The sequence below is a fragment of the Saprospiraceae bacterium genome (genome assembly GCA_016714025.1).
Lineage (GTDB): Bacteria > Bacteroidota > Bacteroidia > Chitinophagales > Saprospiraceae > Vicinibacter.
In genome coordinates this window covers 1,904,276-1,923,127 of the sequence record JADJOB010000002.1, presented here as the reverse complement: position 1 = coordinate 1,923,127, position 18,852 = coordinate 1,904,276, and the positions used below count along the sequence as shown (strand labels likewise).

The window sequence follows — 18,852 nt, the reverse complement described above, 5'->3', positions numbered from 1 at the left end:
ATTATTTATAACGACGACGCTATTTTAAGTATTGAATTACTCTTTTGCTCTTATCAAACTTTTACATTGAACCAGCTGCTACTTTGAAAGTTATTGATGCATACAATATTAATCCCCTACCCCTTTCAATGGAGTTCAAAACAATTTTCTAACAATTAATAAATACAGTAAAAGTGGTTAGAAAATTTATAATTTCATTTAACGAATCAGTAAGCCTATTCTACAATCAATTTATCTACTCCAAGCATTTCACCCTTTGCATTTCGAAGCATCATCAAATAAATTCCAGGAGTTAAATTTTCCCGATCAATCTGAATTGTATTTGACTCAAATTCTTTAGTCCATAATGTCTTGTTGGTAAGATCGAGGCAACTTAAAGTAAACAATTCACCCTTCTTAAAATTATTCCATTTCAGTTGTGAGGATTGCACCATTGGATTTGGTTGTATACTAAATTGCAAATTGTCAATTAGAACAGGATTGATCAGTTTTACCTGAATCGGAATACCAACTGTGTGAAAATCTTTATTGGTTTTTATCGCATCATTAAAGTCAAAATAAATAAATGCCTCGTTTTCAATTTTAATTCCATTTCCAAGTTTCTGTATTGGTTTTATTTTGTAACTAACAAATCCATGAGAAGCCTTTTGATCAATCACTGAATCGGGTAATAAAATATTCTGAAAACTAAAATTCAGTTTTCCCGTTGGATCAATCAACAATTGATATGGATGCGACGAGGCTCCTAAAGCAAGCGTAGTTAAATCTAGCTGATTAATTGGGATTTGATTGGCGATTCGGACATTAAATGCAGTATCCGTGCCCGTATTTTGAAAACGGATAATGTATTCCAATTCCTGGGTTTGATCAATATACTTTCTGTCCGACAAACCAACTGGATAGCCGGTGAGATCGTTTGGATCAAAACTACCCCGAACTTGAAGGCAAAACTTTGAAATATAAGGCTCGCCTTCATCGAGATTATCAATTCTAAAATCAGGAGCTCCCGGAACTGGATTTAATGAACACGATCTAATTTCAGTGCGTGAGGCTTGTTTATATGGGTTTGAATCATCCTGTTCAGCTATAAATAATACTCTTGAAGCTGTCGGAATCGTAATATTCAACTCCTGACCAGCATCCAAGAAAAACAGTCCGGAAGCAATGGTTGCTGCTTTAAAATTTGAAATGGATTGATCCATGGCTATCCATTTTTTTGAACCAAGCATGGTAGCGGCTCCAACATTTGTTATACGCAGTTGAATCGAATCTCCTAAACAAAATGCAGTCGTTTTAATGTCGGCACTGGCGGTTTGATTACAAGCTGTATCCGGATATACATGTGCTTCTGCACAAAGGAAATCTCCTAGTTTGGTGTCACAAGAAACTTTGATTCGAATTGTAAATGCCCCAGAAGTATTTTCTTCAAGATCACCAAGTAAAAATCGATATACGTTTCCATTTTTACTAGCAACTGGTTTTCCTGAACTTATGAATATCAAATTGGTATCCAACACTACATCCATGTAGGCATCTTTAGCTGCGACGGTTCCTGAATTTTTATAATATACATAGATATCTGATTCAAAACACCTTCTTAAAAATGGAGTTTGAATATCGACTTCCATAAACGGACAATTGCTCAATGCTTGCAGTCCCAGATACAAGGTGTCTTTTAAATTATAGTTACTTGCGCTTATAGATTTCAAACACGAATTCCAATAGTTATTGTTTGAAGGAACATTAAATTGATAATCCCCATTGTCAATTGGGAAGCGAAAATTTCCAAATGCATCGGTATACGCATAATTAATATTAATACCGTTTTCAACTTTTACGATTCGTTTAGGAAGTGCAACTTCACCATTGTCTTTGATGCAATTTTTATTTGCATCGTCAAATACATTGCCTGTAAGTAATTTTGTCGAACTGGTTGAAGTGCGGGTTCGATAGAGCCCATTTTTTACAGTCAACATATACAATTTCTGGGCGGGAGAAACAGACAATGCACTTAAATCATATTTTAAATCAAGATACACATCAAATGTGGCCCCCTGGTTAGTTGACGTATAGACTTCACCCGTCAGACTCGCTGAAAAAAGACTCGTAATATTATTGCATGCTTGTCCGCTGTTTGCATTAAAAAGTAAATTTCCATTGCCATTTAATAAATTGACTTGTTCCCAGGTGATGCCTTGATCATTGGAACGAATCAATCCACTGCCTAAAGGATCCGGATAAAACATAAAAGCATTTGAAAAACCGTCGCCTAAAATTTGATTGGCAATCAGGTCTCCACCCGGAAACACAAAAGACCAATTTAATCCTTGATCGACGGAGCGAAATACCCCATCTCGACCTAAGATTAGCAAGGAGCCATCTGGAAAAATTCTAAGGTCAATTCCTTCCACTCCTAAAATGGCTATCCAGGTTTTACCTTGATCCGGAGATCGATATAATTTTTCGTTTTCAAGAAAATACAAGGTGTTCGTTGCGTGATGGTAGTAAATCTTATTTCCAACTCCATAATTACTGTTTTTAATTTTTTTGCCACTCGCATTTACATCTGAATAATAATAGATGCCATCATTATTTAAAAAATAGTAATCGCTAGTAACTACCTGGATTCGTTCAAATTTAGCGGCGTTTTCAATGTCAAATTCTCCAAATAACAATGAACTCCATTGAAGTCCGCCATCCTCTGAATAAAAAAGACCATCTACTGTCAGGGCTAATATTTTTGATTCGGAAATAAAATCTACCTCCAGAGGGCTTGCAAAATTTACACCAGTTGCCGAAAAATTCCAATGTTTCCCATTGTCATCGGATCGATAAAGACTGCCAGAATACGTAAGTGCAAATACATCTCCATCTTGAGTTGCAGTAAACGATTCTAAATATCTAAAAGAGCTTTGTGATGTAAATAATGATTGAAAATTTTCGCCATAGTCATCCGAATAGTATGAGCGATACAATTCAAATAGAAATAACCTGCCATTTTTTGAAAGGGCTATGTCAACGGTAGAAATCCCGGAACCAACTAAATCAATGATTTTAAGCAAATTACCATTTTGATCTAATTTATATACTACCCCTGAACCGGAAACAAAAACGAATCCATTGTCTGAAGCGATGATTTCCTTATTTCCATTACCAAATGAATTTGAATAAAATGGATTCCAGGTTTGACCATTATTTAAAGAAACATAAATCATCCCATCATTAATGGCATAAACTTGGGTTGAAAAGGCATTGTAATAAATAGCTGCGATCCCTGTAAGTGCATAATTATCCCAGTTTTGGCCATTATTTTCTGAACGATACAATTGATCATATTGTCCAACAAAAAGGGTCCCATTCGGCAGTGTATTTACGCAAGTGATGAAATCAGTTACCGGAACGTTGAGATTGGCCCAGGATTGTCCATCATTGGTTGAAACATATAATTTCCTGCCTACTGCACAATAAAGATTTCCATTATAGCCAACGGTGAATGGATCTGTATTTTGACGAGCCGGAGGTGTGGGCATTCGTTTCCAGGTTTCGCCCCCGTCGATCGACTTAAATAAAACACACAGCGCGTCCGTTTCAAACAATCGTTGAAACAACACGCCATTCCTACCTTCATAAACCTTAGCTCCTCCGCCATAAGGTCCGTTCAATCGTTCATAATTTTGGGCACTTAATGTTGTATTAAAAAGTAATACGCACCAGAATAAACATACGGGAATAAAGATTCTCATAATTGATTTTTTTGTGGGTGATAAAGACGAGATAAAAATAAGAATTAAGGATTATAAAATTAAATAAATAAAATAATGTCAAAAAAAACATTAAATTGCTAAAACGTTTTTTGAAGTAGAATTACTCTTAAATAAATTATAATTCAATGAAACTCGGTATAAAAGCATCAAATAGTGCTAATCAACTTAGGGATTACCTAACTAAATAGCATCTCTGTTTCAATTAAATAATAAGAAATTGAAATTACAGACGAGTTGAGATACAAAAATAGAAAATAATACTGGACCTCAAAATCTTGAATCAAAATTTAATTCTGAATCAGGGTTTACCCTGATTCCCACTCAGGGTTTACCCTGATTTTTGTCAATATTTTGCATTAAAAATAGGATTCCCGATGCAAGCTCATTAATTTTGAAGCATCAACATTCGAATATCAACATGATGAAAACCAATTTACTTTTTGGATTTTTATGTTGCTGCTTCTTTTATCAGAGTGGATTTTCCCAAAAGCAGATTTTGGGTGGCTCCTCTGGCAGTGACATCAAAGTATACAGCAGCGACAGCTGGAAACCCCGCAATCGTCCGGACAGTTGTCCGCCCGCTGCAACCATTAACGGCCAGGGTATGCTGTTTGACGTACTGAATGCCAGTCGATTTTTATTTCAGTCGGGCATGGGTGCCGGTTACAATGACATTCAAAATCTTGCAGGGCTTGATTTTGCAGATTGGATCGATCAGCAGCAAAAATTACCTGCGACCAATTTTTTAAAAGAAACCAGGGATGCACACCACGAAGTGCTGGATTGGCATTTTTCAACCGGCGGAGATTCGGCAAGTATTGCCCTTACACCCAATTGGATTCATTTTCAATATGCCTGGTGGACTGCACATCAAAAAAACCAAGACCGATTAAGGCAGCGTGTTGCGTTGGCTTTAAGCGAAATTTTTGTAATTTCTCTGGATTCTGACTTGCAAGGATTTGGTGAAGGGTTGGCCAGTTATTACGACATCATGTCTAGAAATGCTTTCGGAAATTTTAAAGACATCTTAATGGCTATAAGCCTCCATCCAACGATGGGTTTTTATTTAAGTCATCTCAACAATCCGAAAACCGACAGCATTGAAAACACACGCCCGGATGAAAACTATGCCCGTGAAATCATGCAACTTTTTTCTATTGGACTCAGCGAACTGAATCCGGATGGAAGTTTAAAACTTGACAGTCTTGGACAAGCCATACCTAGTTATGACCAAAAAGACATTAAAGAATTAGCAAAAGTATTTACCGGATTGGGGCTGGGTGCAGTTGTTCCTAACATGTATACTGATACTGCTGTGTTTGGCATGGGCATTTATCTTGCAGACATGACCAAACCGATGCGGATGTATGAATTCTGGCATGAACCCGGCGAAAAAATAATGCTTGATGGAAGTATTATTCCAACTGGTCAAACAGGAATGAAAGACATTCAAGATGCTGTTACTTTTTTATTTAATCATCCCAATGTTGGCCCTTTTATAGGCAGACAATTAATTCAGCGATTGATTAAATCCAATCCTTCTCCAGAATATATTGAACGCATAACAACCGTTTTTAATGATGATGGAAATGGAGTCCGAGGAAATATGGGAGCAGTAATTAAAGCCATTTTATTGGACCCTGAAGCAAGGGATTGTGATTGGATGCTCGATGCAGAAAATGGTCAATTGCGGGAGCCTATTGTGCGATATGCTCATTTTACTTCTGCAATGGATATCGAGCAATACTATGATCGTTTTTGGAATATTGGTTATGAATTTTTTACAAGTACCGGCCAGCTTCCATTAGCAGCTCCAACTGTTTTTAATTTTTACTCTCCTTTTTATAGACCTAAAGGTGAACTTGACAAAGCAGGTTTATATGGTCCTGAATTTCAAATTCACAATTCCAGAACCAGCATCGGATTTATCAATCAGGTAAATAATTGGGCTGTTTATGATTACGTAATGTACAGTTGGGAGCGGGATGATCCCTATACCATTTTAATGTTAAATGAACTGGAAGATCTCGCCGCAGAACCGGAAGTGCTGGTAAACCGTCTGGATATTTTATTAACCCATGGCAATCTCAGTGATCGTACCCGTGGGATTATTAAAGAAACAATCAGCAAATTTATAACCGGAAGTTATCGGGAATCCAGGGTACGAATGGCTTTATACTTAATGATGATTTCACCCGATTACGCCATCTTTAAATAAAAACAACATGAGTCAACATAAACTATCAAGAAGAAAATTTGTAGGACAAGTCAGTTGTGCTGCGCTTGGCTACACATCCATAATGAATTCACTGATCCATTTAAAAGGAATCAATGCCTTGGCAGCATCCAGTTCGATGATGGATCCTCAATACAAAGCATTGGTTTGTCTCATGCTTTCTGGGGGAAATGATTCCTACAATATGATCGTACCAATGGGCAATAAGGAATACAATGATTATGCTAAAACAAGATCCAACCTGGCCTTGCCTAAATCTGAATTACTTCCGATATTAGTAAATAATACACCCGGGCGAACTTTCGGATTGCATCCTGCACTTAAAGAATGTCAGAAAATGCATGAAGATGGAAAATTGGTTTTTGTTTCAAATGTTGGAACCTTATTGGAGCCAACTACCAAAGATGGATTTTATAACAATACTGTTAAATTACCTTTAGGATTACTATCACATTCCGATCAATCCATTCAATGGCAATCTTCATTAGCAGATAAACGATCAACTTCCGGCTGGGGTGGACGCATGTCTGATTTAATTCGCGACATGAACTCTGCTACTGAAATCAGTATGAATATTTCACTTGCAGGAACTAATTTGTATCAAACCGGAAACGAGACCATTGAATTTGCAATAGATCCTCGTTATGGCAGTATAGGTATCAATGGTTATAGACCGGACAACACCTACGATCAGTTTAATATACTTCGTACTTCTGCTATTGATACCATGCTGGATTACGAATACAAAGATATTTTTCAAAAAACTTATATCGATGTAGTGCGGAGTTCCCGAGATGGTCATATAAAATTCACTGGAGCATTAGAAAAGGCCCCTACACTCCAAACGCAATTTACGGACAATGATATCTCACAGGCATTTAATATGATTGCGCGGACGATTTCAGTACATGAAGAATTAGGATTTAAGCGTCAGATATTTTTTGTAAACTTTTATGGTTGGGATCATCATGATGAAGTGTTAAACAATCAGAACGACATGTTGGGAATTGTAGATGGTGCGCTGTCACAATTTAACGCTGCCATGGAAGAATTGAATTTGTCTAATCAGGTTACCACATTTACTGCTTCAGAATTTGGACGTTCACTTATTTCAAATGGAAATGGAACGGATCATGCCTGGGGTGGAAATGCTATGGTGATGGGTGGTGCTGTGAATGGAAAAAAGATCTATGGAAAATTTCCATTGCTTGCTTCCAACAGTGATTTGAATGTTTATGACGGCATTATGATACCAACTACTTCAGTCGATCAGTATTTTGCTGAATTGGCTTTATGGATGGGTGTACAAGCATCTGATCTTTCGTATGTACTTCCAAACATCGGACATTTTTATGATCCGAATTCCGGTAAAGCTCCTATTGGTTTCTTAAAAATTTAAATTGTAGCTATGAAAAAAATTATACTTTTTATAAATATTGTATTTTGTCTTGAACTGAATGCACAGTGTTTTCCAGACCGCCATTCAACCAATTGGTTTGATGCATGGGTTTCTTGTCAGGAAAAAGAAAACCCTAACCCGGTCAATAAACCAGGACACTGGATTTTGTTTGATTTAAAAAACCAATACGAAATTGATAAAATAAAATTCTGGAATATCAATGATCCGGATCGGTTAAACTGGGGAATGAAAGATGTATTGATTGACTATTCTGTAGATAGTATTTTATGGTCGAATGCTGGAACCTTTAGCCTGCTAAAAGCTGAAGGCACCAATCGGTATGAAGGCATGGACTGGACAGACGTTGTCATTCCAAAAGCACGTTATGTTTTAATCAGTGGTTTAAACAATTATGGTGGAAGCTGTTCTGGTTTTGCAGAAATCCGTTTTTCAGCTGAGAAAATTAATGTGATCACAGATAATGAGGATGAAGAAACACCTGCAACTAATTTAGATATTAAAATTGAACCCAATCCATTTTCCATAGCAACCCGACTTGAATTTAACAGCAATTCAGATGAACCTTTGGAAATTCAAATTGCTGATTGGTTTGGCAGAATTATTCATTCAGAACAAGTGTCACTCAACAAAGGGCATCAAAGTCTTCGAATTGCAACTCAACGGTGGACGGCAGGTGCATATTTATTAACTTGCAAGCAAGGAAATCTTATAACGAGAAAGCAACTAATTAAAATTTAAATCATTTTTATAGCCTGATTTTTCAATTGGCTTAAAATGATTTGAGAATGGATCCATGTAATAATTTGATTTGCTATATATAAAGTCTTTATTATTGAATTCTAATTGTTACTTGATAATTGAACTCAATTCCAATTTATGCAGCTCCTGAATCTCCACCTCCATTTAATTGGGATGCCTGGTATGGACAAATCGGTGGGCGAAAAATTAAAATTGAAGAAGTAGATCAAATCCTCCAACAAATTTATGAGGAACAATACAAACGTTTTGAAGGAGCAATAAATCCAGTCAAAACCTTATTTAATTCAAACTCAGAAGCTGCAGTTTTAATAAAAGACCATGCCCGTAAATTTGGAGCCGATCTTGTAGGAATATGCAAAATTGAACCCAGTGATATTTATCGGGGAAAAACGGTACACCATACGCATGCTATAGCAGTTGGGCAACGCATGTTGTGGCGAAAATTTCAGGTAGTACCTTCTCAGGAAAGCGCCATTGAATGTTTACGCGTATATCACAGTCTGGGAGAAACCGTTATTCAATTGGCAAATTTCATTCGAAGTTTAGGATATTCCTGCAAAATAGAGCATCCGATCGGCGACAGTGATATTTTGCATATTCCCATTGGATTAAAGGCAGGATTTGGTGAATTGGGTAGACACGGTTCAATTATTAATCCAGCATTGGGTCCGCTTTTTAGAATGGGTAGCGTAATTTGTTCTATTGATCTTGCATGCGACAGCCCAATTGATGCAGGTATAGGAAAATTTTGCGATATATGTAAAGCATGCCGAATTTATTGTCCCGCCAAAGCGATCCCAGATCAAAGATCACCGGAAGCTGGTAAAGATCATATCGGTTTAGATCGCTATGTTGTTGATACCGGTAAATGCTTTCCCTATTTTGCTTCACATTATTACTGCTCTGCCTGTTTGCCTGTTTGTGTGTACAATCACAAAGAATGGGCACGGGATTTTGAAGGATTTCAAACAAAATTATTTCCTGAAGTTGTTTTTGAAAATCCACCGGAGCCAGTCGATGGCGTCCCAGAAAATTTAAGACATGAATACAATCGTATTCATCGGTAATTGATAAGAAACATTAAAAAATCAACTCTACCCCACCTCAAAATAACGAGCAGCTCTTTTGTGCAATTATCAGAAATTAAATAATATTATAATCGCATTCAATTTAAGTATTCTCCGACTATACTAAAATTTTCGATATTTAATATTTTCAACAAAGTCCGAAAAACCAAGAATCAAATTATTCTCATCGAGGTGTGTTAAATAATAAATCACGCTGTCTTGCTCGATAAATTTATCGTTTCCCAATAATTTCCAATTTGTATATAAAATGTCAGGATCTGAAACATCGCATTTAATTATACCCTGATGCAATTCCAGGATATTATTGGTTGCATATACATTAAAATTATCCAGATCGCAGGTATCTAGAAAATCATTGGTTACGTCTAGTCCATTAACTTTAATTGAAACCAGCATCCATTTTTTATCACTAAGTGCAGATTGCACATTCGTTGCAGTAGTATCCTTGTTGCATGAGATTCCTCCCATTACACCCAATAAAAGTAAATAGAAAATGATTTTCTTCATGTTGTAAGTATTTACATGCTACTAAATAAATAACGAATATAAACCCAGAATTGTCATTAAAATTCTATTCAGATATAAAAAAAGTCCCGTTAAAAATAAATTTAACGGGACTAAATTTTAATTTTTTAAATCAACTGAAGAATTTATCTCCAAGCGCTTAAGATGCCTTGCATAACGATTAAACACAAACCCCAATAACCAATATTAACAAATGCCCAGGTCCAAGATCTTTTTTCAAAAATCGATAATGTACCAAATATTGGAAGTATGATCATAATAGTATTAATGATTCCATGAGCCATACCATGTTGGAATGTAACATAGCTATGTCCATCAGGAGCAACATCCTGACCAGGTCCGGTTACATCAAGAGCAAATTTGACTGCAAAAAGAAAGGATAAGACCAAGGATACCAAATAATAAATTGGTTTAGGTCCGTTACCAAGGCTTTCTAGCGTAAATCCGTTGGATTTCATCCAGGCATTTCCCATAACCTTTGGATGATAATAAATAAATCCCATAATCATTGGAATTAAAGAGGCTACCAATACAGCCATCATGTTTAGTTGTGGTTCCATACAATTGTTTTGTTTAAATAAAGTAATACTAATTATAAAATAAAAGATTTAATTTTCGTTAGCCGGTCTTGGAAATTTTAACCATACATCATCTCCAGCCCGGTCAATAGGAAGTTCGGATAATTTATCGTATCTCCTCATATCAATCCAGCGATGGCCTTCCCCATATAATGAATACCTCCGTTGCTTCAATAACTCACGAATCAGTCCATCCTTATCGGAAGCCCCGCTGTAGTTAGGTAATCCGGCAGCATTCCGAATGATATTTAATGTACGAACCGCTTCAACTGTAAGTCCTTTTTGAATATAATATTCAGCTTCCAACAAAATCAATTCTTCATTTCTTATAATTGGAATTGGGTCAGTATTAGTTTGGTATAAAGCAAAATCATATTCACTGGTCAGACCATTTGATGTAGTTGGCGCATTGCGTTTTTTAACTTTACTAATCCGGGCATCATTGGCTTCAGCATCTGCAATCAAACTGGGATGAGCCAACCTGACTTCACCGCTTACATTCAATGGATAAAAAACTTCATTTAAAATATCTCCACCAGATTTTGAGAATATATAATAAACCCCGGATTTAAAATCGCCATTTTCACTGATAAAACTTTCCAACAAAGAACTATTTACTCCGTCCCAATTTTCACGATAGGCATTTACCCGTGCACTCAAAGCCCTGTTAAACTTTAAAAAACTTGAAGGATTATCGAATCCTGCATATCCTTTTCCAAGTTTCAATGCAAATGCTGCTCCACCTGATTTCAAATCTCCACTTGCTTCATCCAATAATGCAGCAATTGCATTTAATGAAGCAGCTTTATCAAGGAATGGACCCAAATTATCCGGATTTTCAACCTGTACCCGGATTCCATTGTCAAATTGTTGATTAAAAGCCATCAACAATTCATGTGCTTTGATGGTCTTTGCCAATCCATTAAGTGCTTTACGTTGTTCATCAGTTAAGGCTGCTTTTGTGTTTTTTACAGCCGTAATTAAGATATTACAATTTTTAATAACACGATATCTGGCATTGTAAGTATTTTGAATGTAGAAAGCACCTGCATCTAAAATTCCAGTTGATGCTCCTAATAATTCTCCTGTATATCTTGGATCAGATCCAGAGAACCGGTAAACTTCTCTTCCGATTACACTTACTCCATCAAAGTAAATACCATACTCATTTCTCATGGCAGCCTGAATTCCATCCAACAAATTTTGAAGTTCGCTGATTGTGGCATTGGTTTCCAAAGAACCTACGCTTGGGTTATTGGGATCCTGGATATCATCTAATTCACAACTGCTTATACCGGCAAGTATACAAATTAAAAAGATCCAAACTTTATTTTTCAAATTATTCATTATTGTATTCATGATCTTTCTTTTTAAAATTTAAAATGTTGCTGCAATAGTAAATACTAAACTCTTGGAAGAAGGAAACGGTGTTACCTCTATGGCATTTGAAATTGCGCGGCTTCCAAAATTGGAAACTTCCGGGTCATAGCTATTGTAATCAAAAATATTAATTAAATTTCTACCAGAAATTCCAACTTTAACCTGCGCTTTGTCGTTAAACATATTTTTTGGTAACTTATAGGTTAATCCTATTTCACGAAGTCTAATGTAACTGGCGTCTTCAATAAACACATGCGCACTGGAACCTAATTGACTTACCCGATAATCTCCATTATTTAACTTTTGAGCCGGATCCAGATTTTTCTCATCGTAATCGGCACTGGTACCTGATAAATCAGAAAGTAAAGTAGTTAGGTTAATATTTTCTCCACCCTTTTTCCAATGAAATAAAAACGAAAGATCAAAATTTCCAAAGTTTAAACTATTTGACCAGGATAAATTGAAATCAGGTTCAGCATCACCCCAAACCTTTAATCCGTCTGCATCCGTTGTATCAGAGGTTGAACCAACTATTTGAGTTGGACTTTTTCCATCTTCAATTGTAAATACACCTAAGATTGGAGCAAAACCTCCTTCATTAAATGAAGGAACTTTTAGGTTTTCTATTGTTGCGGTATTTTTCCAAAAACCTAAACGCGTATTCCAGTTAAAACGACTTCTTTGAATGGCATTAATTGAAGCGCCGACTTCAATTCCTTTATTATTCAATTCAGCAGCATTCAACCAACGGTTTGTAAAACCAGTTGAACCTGGTACCTGAACTTGTAAAACAAGGTCCTCAATGTTTTTAATATAATAAGTAAAATCAAGTTGAATTCTGTTTTTTATTAGTCCCAAATCAAATCCAGTTTCAATCTCGGTTTGTTTTTCGGGACCTAACTCACTAAATCCCAAAGTTCGTCCAATGATAGATCCGGTTGAACCATCAATCACAATAGAATTTAGCGGTGTATAAATTGATCCGAAGCGAGCAAAATTTCCTGATTGACCATAGGCTGCTCTTAATTTTAAATCACTCAGTTTATCCGATGCAAAATTTCCAAGCTTGGTAATATTTGCAGCAACTGAAGCTTTAGGATAATAATATAATTTGTTGGCATCGCCATTGTTTGATGATTTATCTGCACGCAGACCAAGAGTAACAATCAGTTTATCATCCCAATTTACTTCTTCCTGTGCAAAAAAGCCACGATCCTTTTGAATTACTTTAGTTTGTAAAACGGAAACTGAACCAGCCTGATTCAAATTAGATTGCGATCCAATTAAAAAGTTGGATTTATTTAAAATTGAATTTTGATCAAAATTTTCAGCTGTTAATCCAACTTGTGATCTCAAACCTAAACTTCCAGGTTGCCACTGATGCACTAAAAAAACACCTAAGTTTTTATTGGTGTTAAGAGTGGTTCCTAATATTGAAGCTCCATTTGTTCCATTTCCATCTTTTTGCCATTGCAAGGTACTTGGTGCTAAAACCGTAGTAAGCAAAGTATAATTATCCAAACCACCACGTCCTACTATTTTCAAGGAAGATTTTTGACATTGATATAAAGCAATACTCAACGAACCACCCACAATAAAACGATTGACATTTTCATTATTTGTCATCAAAGCACCTGTTTGTAAAAAATTGGAAGGTGCATAGGGATTGTTTGGGTAATTGCCTTTATCATCCGGGTGTAATTCCGCCCAGGCCGGTGTGCTTACCAAAGAAACACCCATCGTTGCAGAAGAATTGTCGTTATTAAAAAAACCACGATCCGCCTCACTTTTCATGTAGTTTGAACTCAATGAAAGATCAATTTTTTTGGAAATTTTACGATCCAGATTTAATCTAAAATTTAAGCGTTCGTATCCGGTGTTTTCAACTATTCCATCTTCATTCTTATAAGTCATTCCTGCGAAGTATTTTGTTTTATCATCTCCACCGCTGATATTCAATCTGGTATTGGAAAGGAATCCTTTGTTTCCATACAATTCATCTTCATAATCATAAATTTTTCCAGCTTTTTGTGCTTCCAGGAATGCATTTTGTCCATTGACACCAAAATGGGTTTTTGCTTTAGTGGAGTCCCAATCACGAGTTCCAAGCAATCTAATGGCGCTATTGAAACCAAAACTTTGGGAAACATCAATTTTAGTTTTTCCAGTTTGCCCTCTTTTAGTAGTAATGATAACAACGCCTGCTCCTGCACGAGAACCGTAGATAGCAGCAGCTGAGGCTCCTTTTAAAATTTCAATTCGATCGATATCCTCTGGATCTAAGTCAGCGATCCGATTGGAAGGATTATCCTGATCCCCGGCGGGTCGACCATCACGATATGCAAGTGAAAGTGAATTTAGTCCGGAGGAAACCGAAGAGTTATCAATATAGACTCCATCAATAATAAAAAGTGGTTGTGAGTTTCCTGTTAAGGTTGTCACTCCTCGCAATTTGATTGCGATACCCCCTCCGGGTGCACCCGAATTGGCAACTATATTGGCTCCTGTAAATTTTCCATACAGTGCACCGTCCATGGTTTGTTGTACTGTTGTTCCCGTCAGATCTTTACTTTCAATAGCGGCAACCGCATTGGCTGCATTGCTCCTTTTGATAGTAGTAGCAAGACCTGACACAATGACTTCATCCATTACGGTGGCTTTACCGGTCAGGCTGATCTCCTGCATGGCATCTCCCGAATTGACTACTTTTTCAATTTCAGAGTACCCAAGATAGGCAATCACTAAAATTGCTGAAGAACCCGGAACTTCCAAAGAGAACTTTCCATCCAGATCTGTATAGGTACCGATGGTGGTCCCTTTAACTTGAACAGCCACGCCTGTAAGTGGGTTTCCATTTTCATCAGAAACCTTACCTGTAGCAGTAAATTGGGCATTAAGATTCAAGGAAACGAAAAGGCCTAGTAGTAGAATAAGCCTTTTAAACTTGTATTCTTTAAACATAATCGTAAATTTTGGATTAGAAATTTGGACTAAAGTAATCCATTAAATCTAAAAACGTGCCAAAATTCAACAATTAAAAATAAGCAATAGGTAAAAACCCAAATTATATTTGGTGAACTGCTAAGAATTCGCGATGTCCTCCAAATAAAAATATGAATCAAAATTAGATTAGACGGCCACTTCTTGTTCTATTGTAATGGGCAGGATCCAGCCATGGGTATCGGCAATCCTTCCTTTTCTAATGCCGTTAATTTCATTTTTAAGCATAGTAGATAAGCCCCATTGAGAGGCATCAAACAATAATTCATTGTTTTTATAACCGATTCGGTTGACATTCGCCACTACTGCTGCAGTTCCGGCACCGAAAACTTCGATCAATTCTTTATTTTTATAGGCAGCATAGATTTCCTCCATACTAACCGGCCTCTCTTCAACTTTGTACCCTTTCTCTTTCAACAAGGTAATGATGCTATCCCGGGTAATCCCTTGTAAAATCGTACCGCTAAGATTGGGTGTCAGCACAACATCTTTGAGTACAAAAAAGATATTCATTGTACCAACTTCTTGCACATATTTAAATTCATGTGCGTCCATCCACATAACCTGATCATAGCCTTTATCCTTTGCTAATTTCGTTGGATACAACGCAGCACCGTAATTACCTGCTGCTTTTGCTTCTCCTACTCCCCCATCTACAGCTCTTACGTATTTCTCTTCAACCAACAATGAAACTGGTTTATTGTAATAAGGGCCAGAAGGCAAGTTCATAATCATCAATTTGTAAGTATCAGATGAACGAACACCAACAAACTCATCAGTTGCCATCATAACCGGTCTGATATACAATGCACAATCTTCACCTTTTGGAATCCAGTCTTTATCCAAAGCAACCAACTGACACAAGGCATCAACAAAAAGATCGGTTGGAAATTCTGGCATGCACATCCTATGAGCAGACACATTTAATCGCTCTGCATGATCATAAGGTCGAAATAATAATGGGGTACCATCATCTGTAATGGAGGCTTTCATTCCTTCAAAAATTCCTTGACCATAATGCCAAGCCATGGTTGCCGGATGTAAAGGGATTCGCTCTAATGGACGTATTTCAAAATTTTTCCACTGCTGTCCGTCAAAATCCGCAATAAACATGTGATCTGCAAACACCTTTCCAAAAGGAATGTTGTTGAAATCGACCTCACTAATTCTTGATTGGCGGGTCCGCGTGATTTTGATTTTGTGGTCCATATGGTTCGTTTTGACAAAAATAATGAAATCTGCTTTGTTTTTATAATTTTTATTTCTTTAATTTACAACAGTTAACCAAAGTTTTGGTTTTGAAAAAAGTAGTTAGTCAAACACACACGTATTCCTTGCCTGAAATCAATTTAGTTTCATTGGATCTGCTTGATTCGCATTCCTGGTTGGTATTTGTATCAGATCGCGAACTGGCACAAACAAACCTAACAGATCTATTAAAGAAAATTATCAATGCTTTGAATATATCTTGGGATCATGATGTAAAAATTATCTCATTCAATCCAACAAGTTGTTTACAATTCAATCAAATTGTAAACAGTTCATTAAAATGCATTGTGGGATTTGGAATAAATCCAAACCAATTGAGTTTACAAGGATTTAATAATAAGCACCAGGTTTATTCAATATATAATAAACTCGTATTATTTGCAGATTCCCTTGAAACGTATTCAAATGATCAATCCAAAAAAGTATTATGGAAAGCATTACAAGAGATGAAGCTTTAGATTTCATTTGCTAAACAATCATTTACAAACTTGAATGAATAATTTTCGTATCGTATTTTCTATATCGCACTGCAAAACATGAATATTTACTTCAGCTAATGCTTTTATTAATTTATAGTTCATTAATTCTTCCCACGAGTACACTGGCTGTCCTCCACACTCCCATAATTCTTCCCGCGAGTACGCGGGATATACGCTCCGCTCCCATAATTCTTAATTCTTAATTCTTAATTTTTATTCTTAATTGAAATGCTCCTCCTCCTCGCATCTAAGAATCCTAATAAGAAGAAGGAAATGGAAGCCATCCTTCCAAATGAATATGAAATTAAAGATTTAAATGATTTAGGGTTTGATAAAGAAATTGAAGAAAATGGAAAGAGTCTTGAAGAAAATGCATTAATCAAGGCAAGGTATTTTAAAGAAGCGACCGGTTTAAATTGCATTGCTGAAGATTCCGGATTGGAAGTTGCTGCATTAGATAATGAACCAGGAATTTATTCTGCGCGTTATGCAGGATTGCAAAAAAATGATCGGGATAATATCAAATTACTTTTATTCAAATTAAACGGACAGTCAAATCGAAATGCTCAATTTCGTACTATAATTGCATGCATTCTGGATGAACGAGAATATTTGTTTGAAGGGATTATTAAAGGAGTCATTGCAGAAAATCCACGAGGTGATTCCGGATTTGGATATGATCCTGTTTTTATTCCTTTTGGATACGATCGAACGTTTGCCGAATTAGGAATTGAAACCAAAACAAAAATCAGTCATCGAACGGAAGCTCTCCGAAAATTAATTGACCATCTTGAACATTATAAATAAAAATCCAAAATTGTACAGCCGGCAAGAACGACACTGGCAATTCCATTAGTAGTAAAAAAAGCCAAATTGATTTTACTTAAATCACCCCGACTAACAATCCGGTGTTGAATAAATAATAAAACAATAAATGCGCTGCTTCCCAAATAGCTTAAATAATTTAAGCCAAATTCCTGATGAAGAATCCAGGCACCTATAATGATACTTACAGCACAAACCAGATGCAAACAACTTGAAACTAACAAGGCTTTAGTCATTCCAAAACGAGCTGGAATTGAATACAATTGGTGTTCCTGATCAAAGTGAATGTCTTGTAATGCATATATAATATCAAAACCTGCAACCCAACAGATTACAGCCACGGAATACAAGATGGGCAAAAAGTGAAAATGACCTGTCACAGCCAGATAAGCCCCAATAGGTGCTAAGGATAATCCCAATCCTAAAAACACATGGCAAAACCAAGAAAACCGTTTCGTATAACTATATCCTAATACAATTATCAATGCAATTGGGGATAATAGAAAACAAAGCCAATTAATAAAGTAGGCAGATACTAAAAATACAATTGCATTGAATGCAACAAACAACAAAGCATGTTTTGATGATATAATACCAGAAGGTATTTCCCGAATCACCGTCCGGGGATTTAATTTATCAATATCCCGGTCTGCCCATCGATTGAAGGCCATCGCTGCATTACGGGCAGTTACCATACAAATCAATACCAAAGCAAAAAGTTGCCAATCCAAAATGCCATTTCCCATGGCTTTAGTGCCAATAATAAATCCAATTGCTGCAAATGGTAGGGCAAATACCGTATGACTAAATTTAACCAGCGATAGATAATTCTGAATTTGTTTCATATTCGTATAAACAAAAAACCCACCCTGTAAAAACAGGATGGGTCTCTATAAGTTTTGAAAATAAAGCTTATTTTATTGCCGGAGTAGCCGGTGTTTTAGGAGCTTTAGGATCTTTTTTTACAACACCTGTAATTGTCAAATAAGTTTGTGGAGGATTGGTGTTAGCAGTTACAGTAACTTTTTTAGTTTGTTTTGAACCATCATCACTGCCTTTACCTTTAGAATCAAACTCAACTTTGATTTCACTGGTAGCACCTGGAGCAACTGGCTCTCTTGGCCAATCTGGAACTGTACAACCACAGCTTCCTTTTGCATCAGATATAATTAATGGCTCGCTTCCAGTGTTTTTAAATTTGAATGCATATTTTACGTGCTCACCTTCAACGATTTCACCAAAGTCATAAACCATTTCTGTAAACTCCATAGAAGTAGTTGGACCTGTTGGAGCAGCCGCAGCAGCACCTTCAGCAGCCATAATAGTTCCTGGCTCTGCGCTTGGTAAACCAGCTGCATTTGCAGCAGTACCTGCTTCAGTAGTAGCAGCTGCATCAGTACCAGCAGCTTTGTCATTCTTGCAAGAAGTAATTCCTACAAGGGCTACGAAAAGACCAAAAGAAAAGAATTTTAAATTTTTCATGATTTAAATATGATTTTTTACTTGTTAGATTGAGAATGTAAAATTAA

14 protein-coding genes are annotated in these 18,852 nt (G+C 36.4%); 6 read left to right on the top strand and 8 right to left on the bottom strand.

From position 1 onward, the window contains the following. Positions 1-215: 215 nt before the first annotated feature. Positions 216-3,743 (bottom strand): hypothetical protein, encoded by a 3,528-nt coding sequence (locus IPJ80_10690; protein MBK7913953.1) that lies wholly within the window; start codon positions 3,741-3,743, stop codon positions 216-218. A 412-nt stretch (positions 3,744-4,155) separates the two neighbouring features. On the opposite strand from IPJ80_10690, the gene IPJ80_10685 reads away from it, so the two are divergent. The 4 genes from IPJ80_10685 to IPJ80_10670 all read left to right on the top strand — a co-directional run bounded on the left by IPJ80_10685 (position 4,156) and on the right by IPJ80_10670 (position 9,246). Continuing rightward, entirely contained in the window at positions 4,156-5,982 is a 1,827-nt protein-coding gene (locus IPJ80_10685; GenBank protein MBK7913952.1) for a DUF1800 family protein, read from the top strand. 7 nt (positions 5,983-5,989) lie between these two features. Further along, entirely contained in the window at positions 5,990-7,399 is a 1,410-nt protein-coding gene (locus IPJ80_10680) for a DUF1501 domain-containing protein (protein ID MBK7913951.1), read from the top strand. Positions 7,400-7,408: 9 nt separating this feature from the next. Continuing rightward, on the top strand, positions 7,409-8,158 hold the full coding sequence (locus tag IPJ80_10675) for a T9SS type A sorting domain-containing protein (protein ID MBK7913950.1): 750 nt from the start codon (positions 7,409-7,411) through the stop codon (positions 8,156-8,158). A gap of 119 nt (positions 8,159-8,277) precedes the next feature. Then, positions 8,278-9,246, top strand: a complete 969-nt coding sequence (locus IPJ80_10670; GenBank protein MBK7913949.1) for a hypothetical protein — start codon at positions 8,278-8,280, stop codon at positions 9,244-9,246. Between the two features lie 123 nt (positions 9,247-9,369). On the opposite strand, the gene IPJ80_10665 is transcribed toward IPJ80_10670, so the two are convergent. From IPJ80_10665 to IPJ80_10645, 5 genes are all read right to left on the bottom strand, one after another. Then, the gene (locus tag IPJ80_10665) at positions 9,370-9,774 is read right to left on the bottom strand and encodes a hypothetical protein (protein ID MBK7913948.1); all 405 of its coding nucleotides are present in this window, start codon (positions 9,772-9,774) and stop codon (positions 9,370-9,372) included. Between the two features lie 143 nt (positions 9,775-9,917). Beyond that, on the bottom strand, positions 9,918-10,352 hold the full coding sequence (locus IPJ80_10660; protein MBK7913947.1) for a DUF1761 domain-containing protein: 435 nt from the start codon (positions 10,350-10,352) through the stop codon (positions 9,918-9,920). 48 nt (positions 10,353-10,400) lie between these two features. Next, the gene (locus IPJ80_10655; protein ID MBK7913946.1) at positions 10,401-11,717 is read right to left on the bottom strand and encodes a RagB/SusD family nutrient uptake outer membrane protein; all 1,317 of its coding nucleotides are present in this window, start codon (positions 11,715-11,717) and stop codon (positions 10,401-10,403) included. Positions 11,718-11,747: 30 nt separating this feature from the next. Then, positions 11,748-14,711, bottom strand: a complete 2,964-nt coding sequence (locus IPJ80_10650; GenBank protein ID MBK7913945.1) for a SusC/RagA family TonB-linked outer membrane protein — start codon at positions 14,709-14,711, stop codon at positions 11,748-11,750. 168 nt (positions 14,712-14,879) lie between these two features. Then, a complete protein-coding gene (locus IPJ80_10645; protein ID MBK7913944.1) occupies positions 14,880-15,959 on the bottom strand; it encodes a branched-chain amino acid aminotransferase in 1,080 nt (359 codons plus the stop codon). An 89-nt stretch (positions 15,960-16,048) separates the two neighbouring features. On the opposite strand from IPJ80_10645, the gene IPJ80_10640 reads away from it, so the two are divergent. Next, positions 16,049-16,477, top strand: coding sequence for a hypothetical protein (locus tag IPJ80_10640; protein MBK7913943.1), 429 nt, complete (start codon positions 16,049-16,051; stop codon positions 16,475-16,477). A 249-nt stretch (positions 16,478-16,726) separates the two neighbouring features. Continuing rightward, the gene (gene rdgB / locus IPJ80_10635) at positions 16,727-17,305 is read left to right on the top strand and encodes an RdgB/HAM1 family non-canonical purine NTP pyrophosphatase (GenBank protein MBK7913942.1); all 579 of its coding nucleotides are present in this window, start codon (positions 16,727-16,729) and stop codon (positions 17,303-17,305) included. Here rdgB and IPJ80_10630 read toward each other — a convergent pair. Both IPJ80_10630 and IPJ80_10625 read right to left on the bottom strand, forming a co-directional pair. Continuing rightward, positions 17,296-18,168 carry a UbiA family prenyltransferase gene (locus IPJ80_10630; GenBank protein ID MBK7913941.1) on the bottom strand — a complete coding sequence of 291 codons (873 nt, stop codon included), beginning with the start codon at positions 18,166-18,168 and terminating at the stop codon, positions 17,296-17,298. The genes rdgB and IPJ80_10630 overlap by 10 nt on opposite strands. 67 nt (positions 18,169-18,235) lie before the next feature. After that, on the bottom strand, positions 18,236-18,805 hold the full coding sequence (locus tag IPJ80_10625) for a DUF1573 domain-containing protein (GenBank protein MBK7913940.1): 570 nt from the start codon (positions 18,803-18,805) through the stop codon (positions 18,236-18,238). Positions 18,806-18,852: the final 47 nt, after the last annotated feature.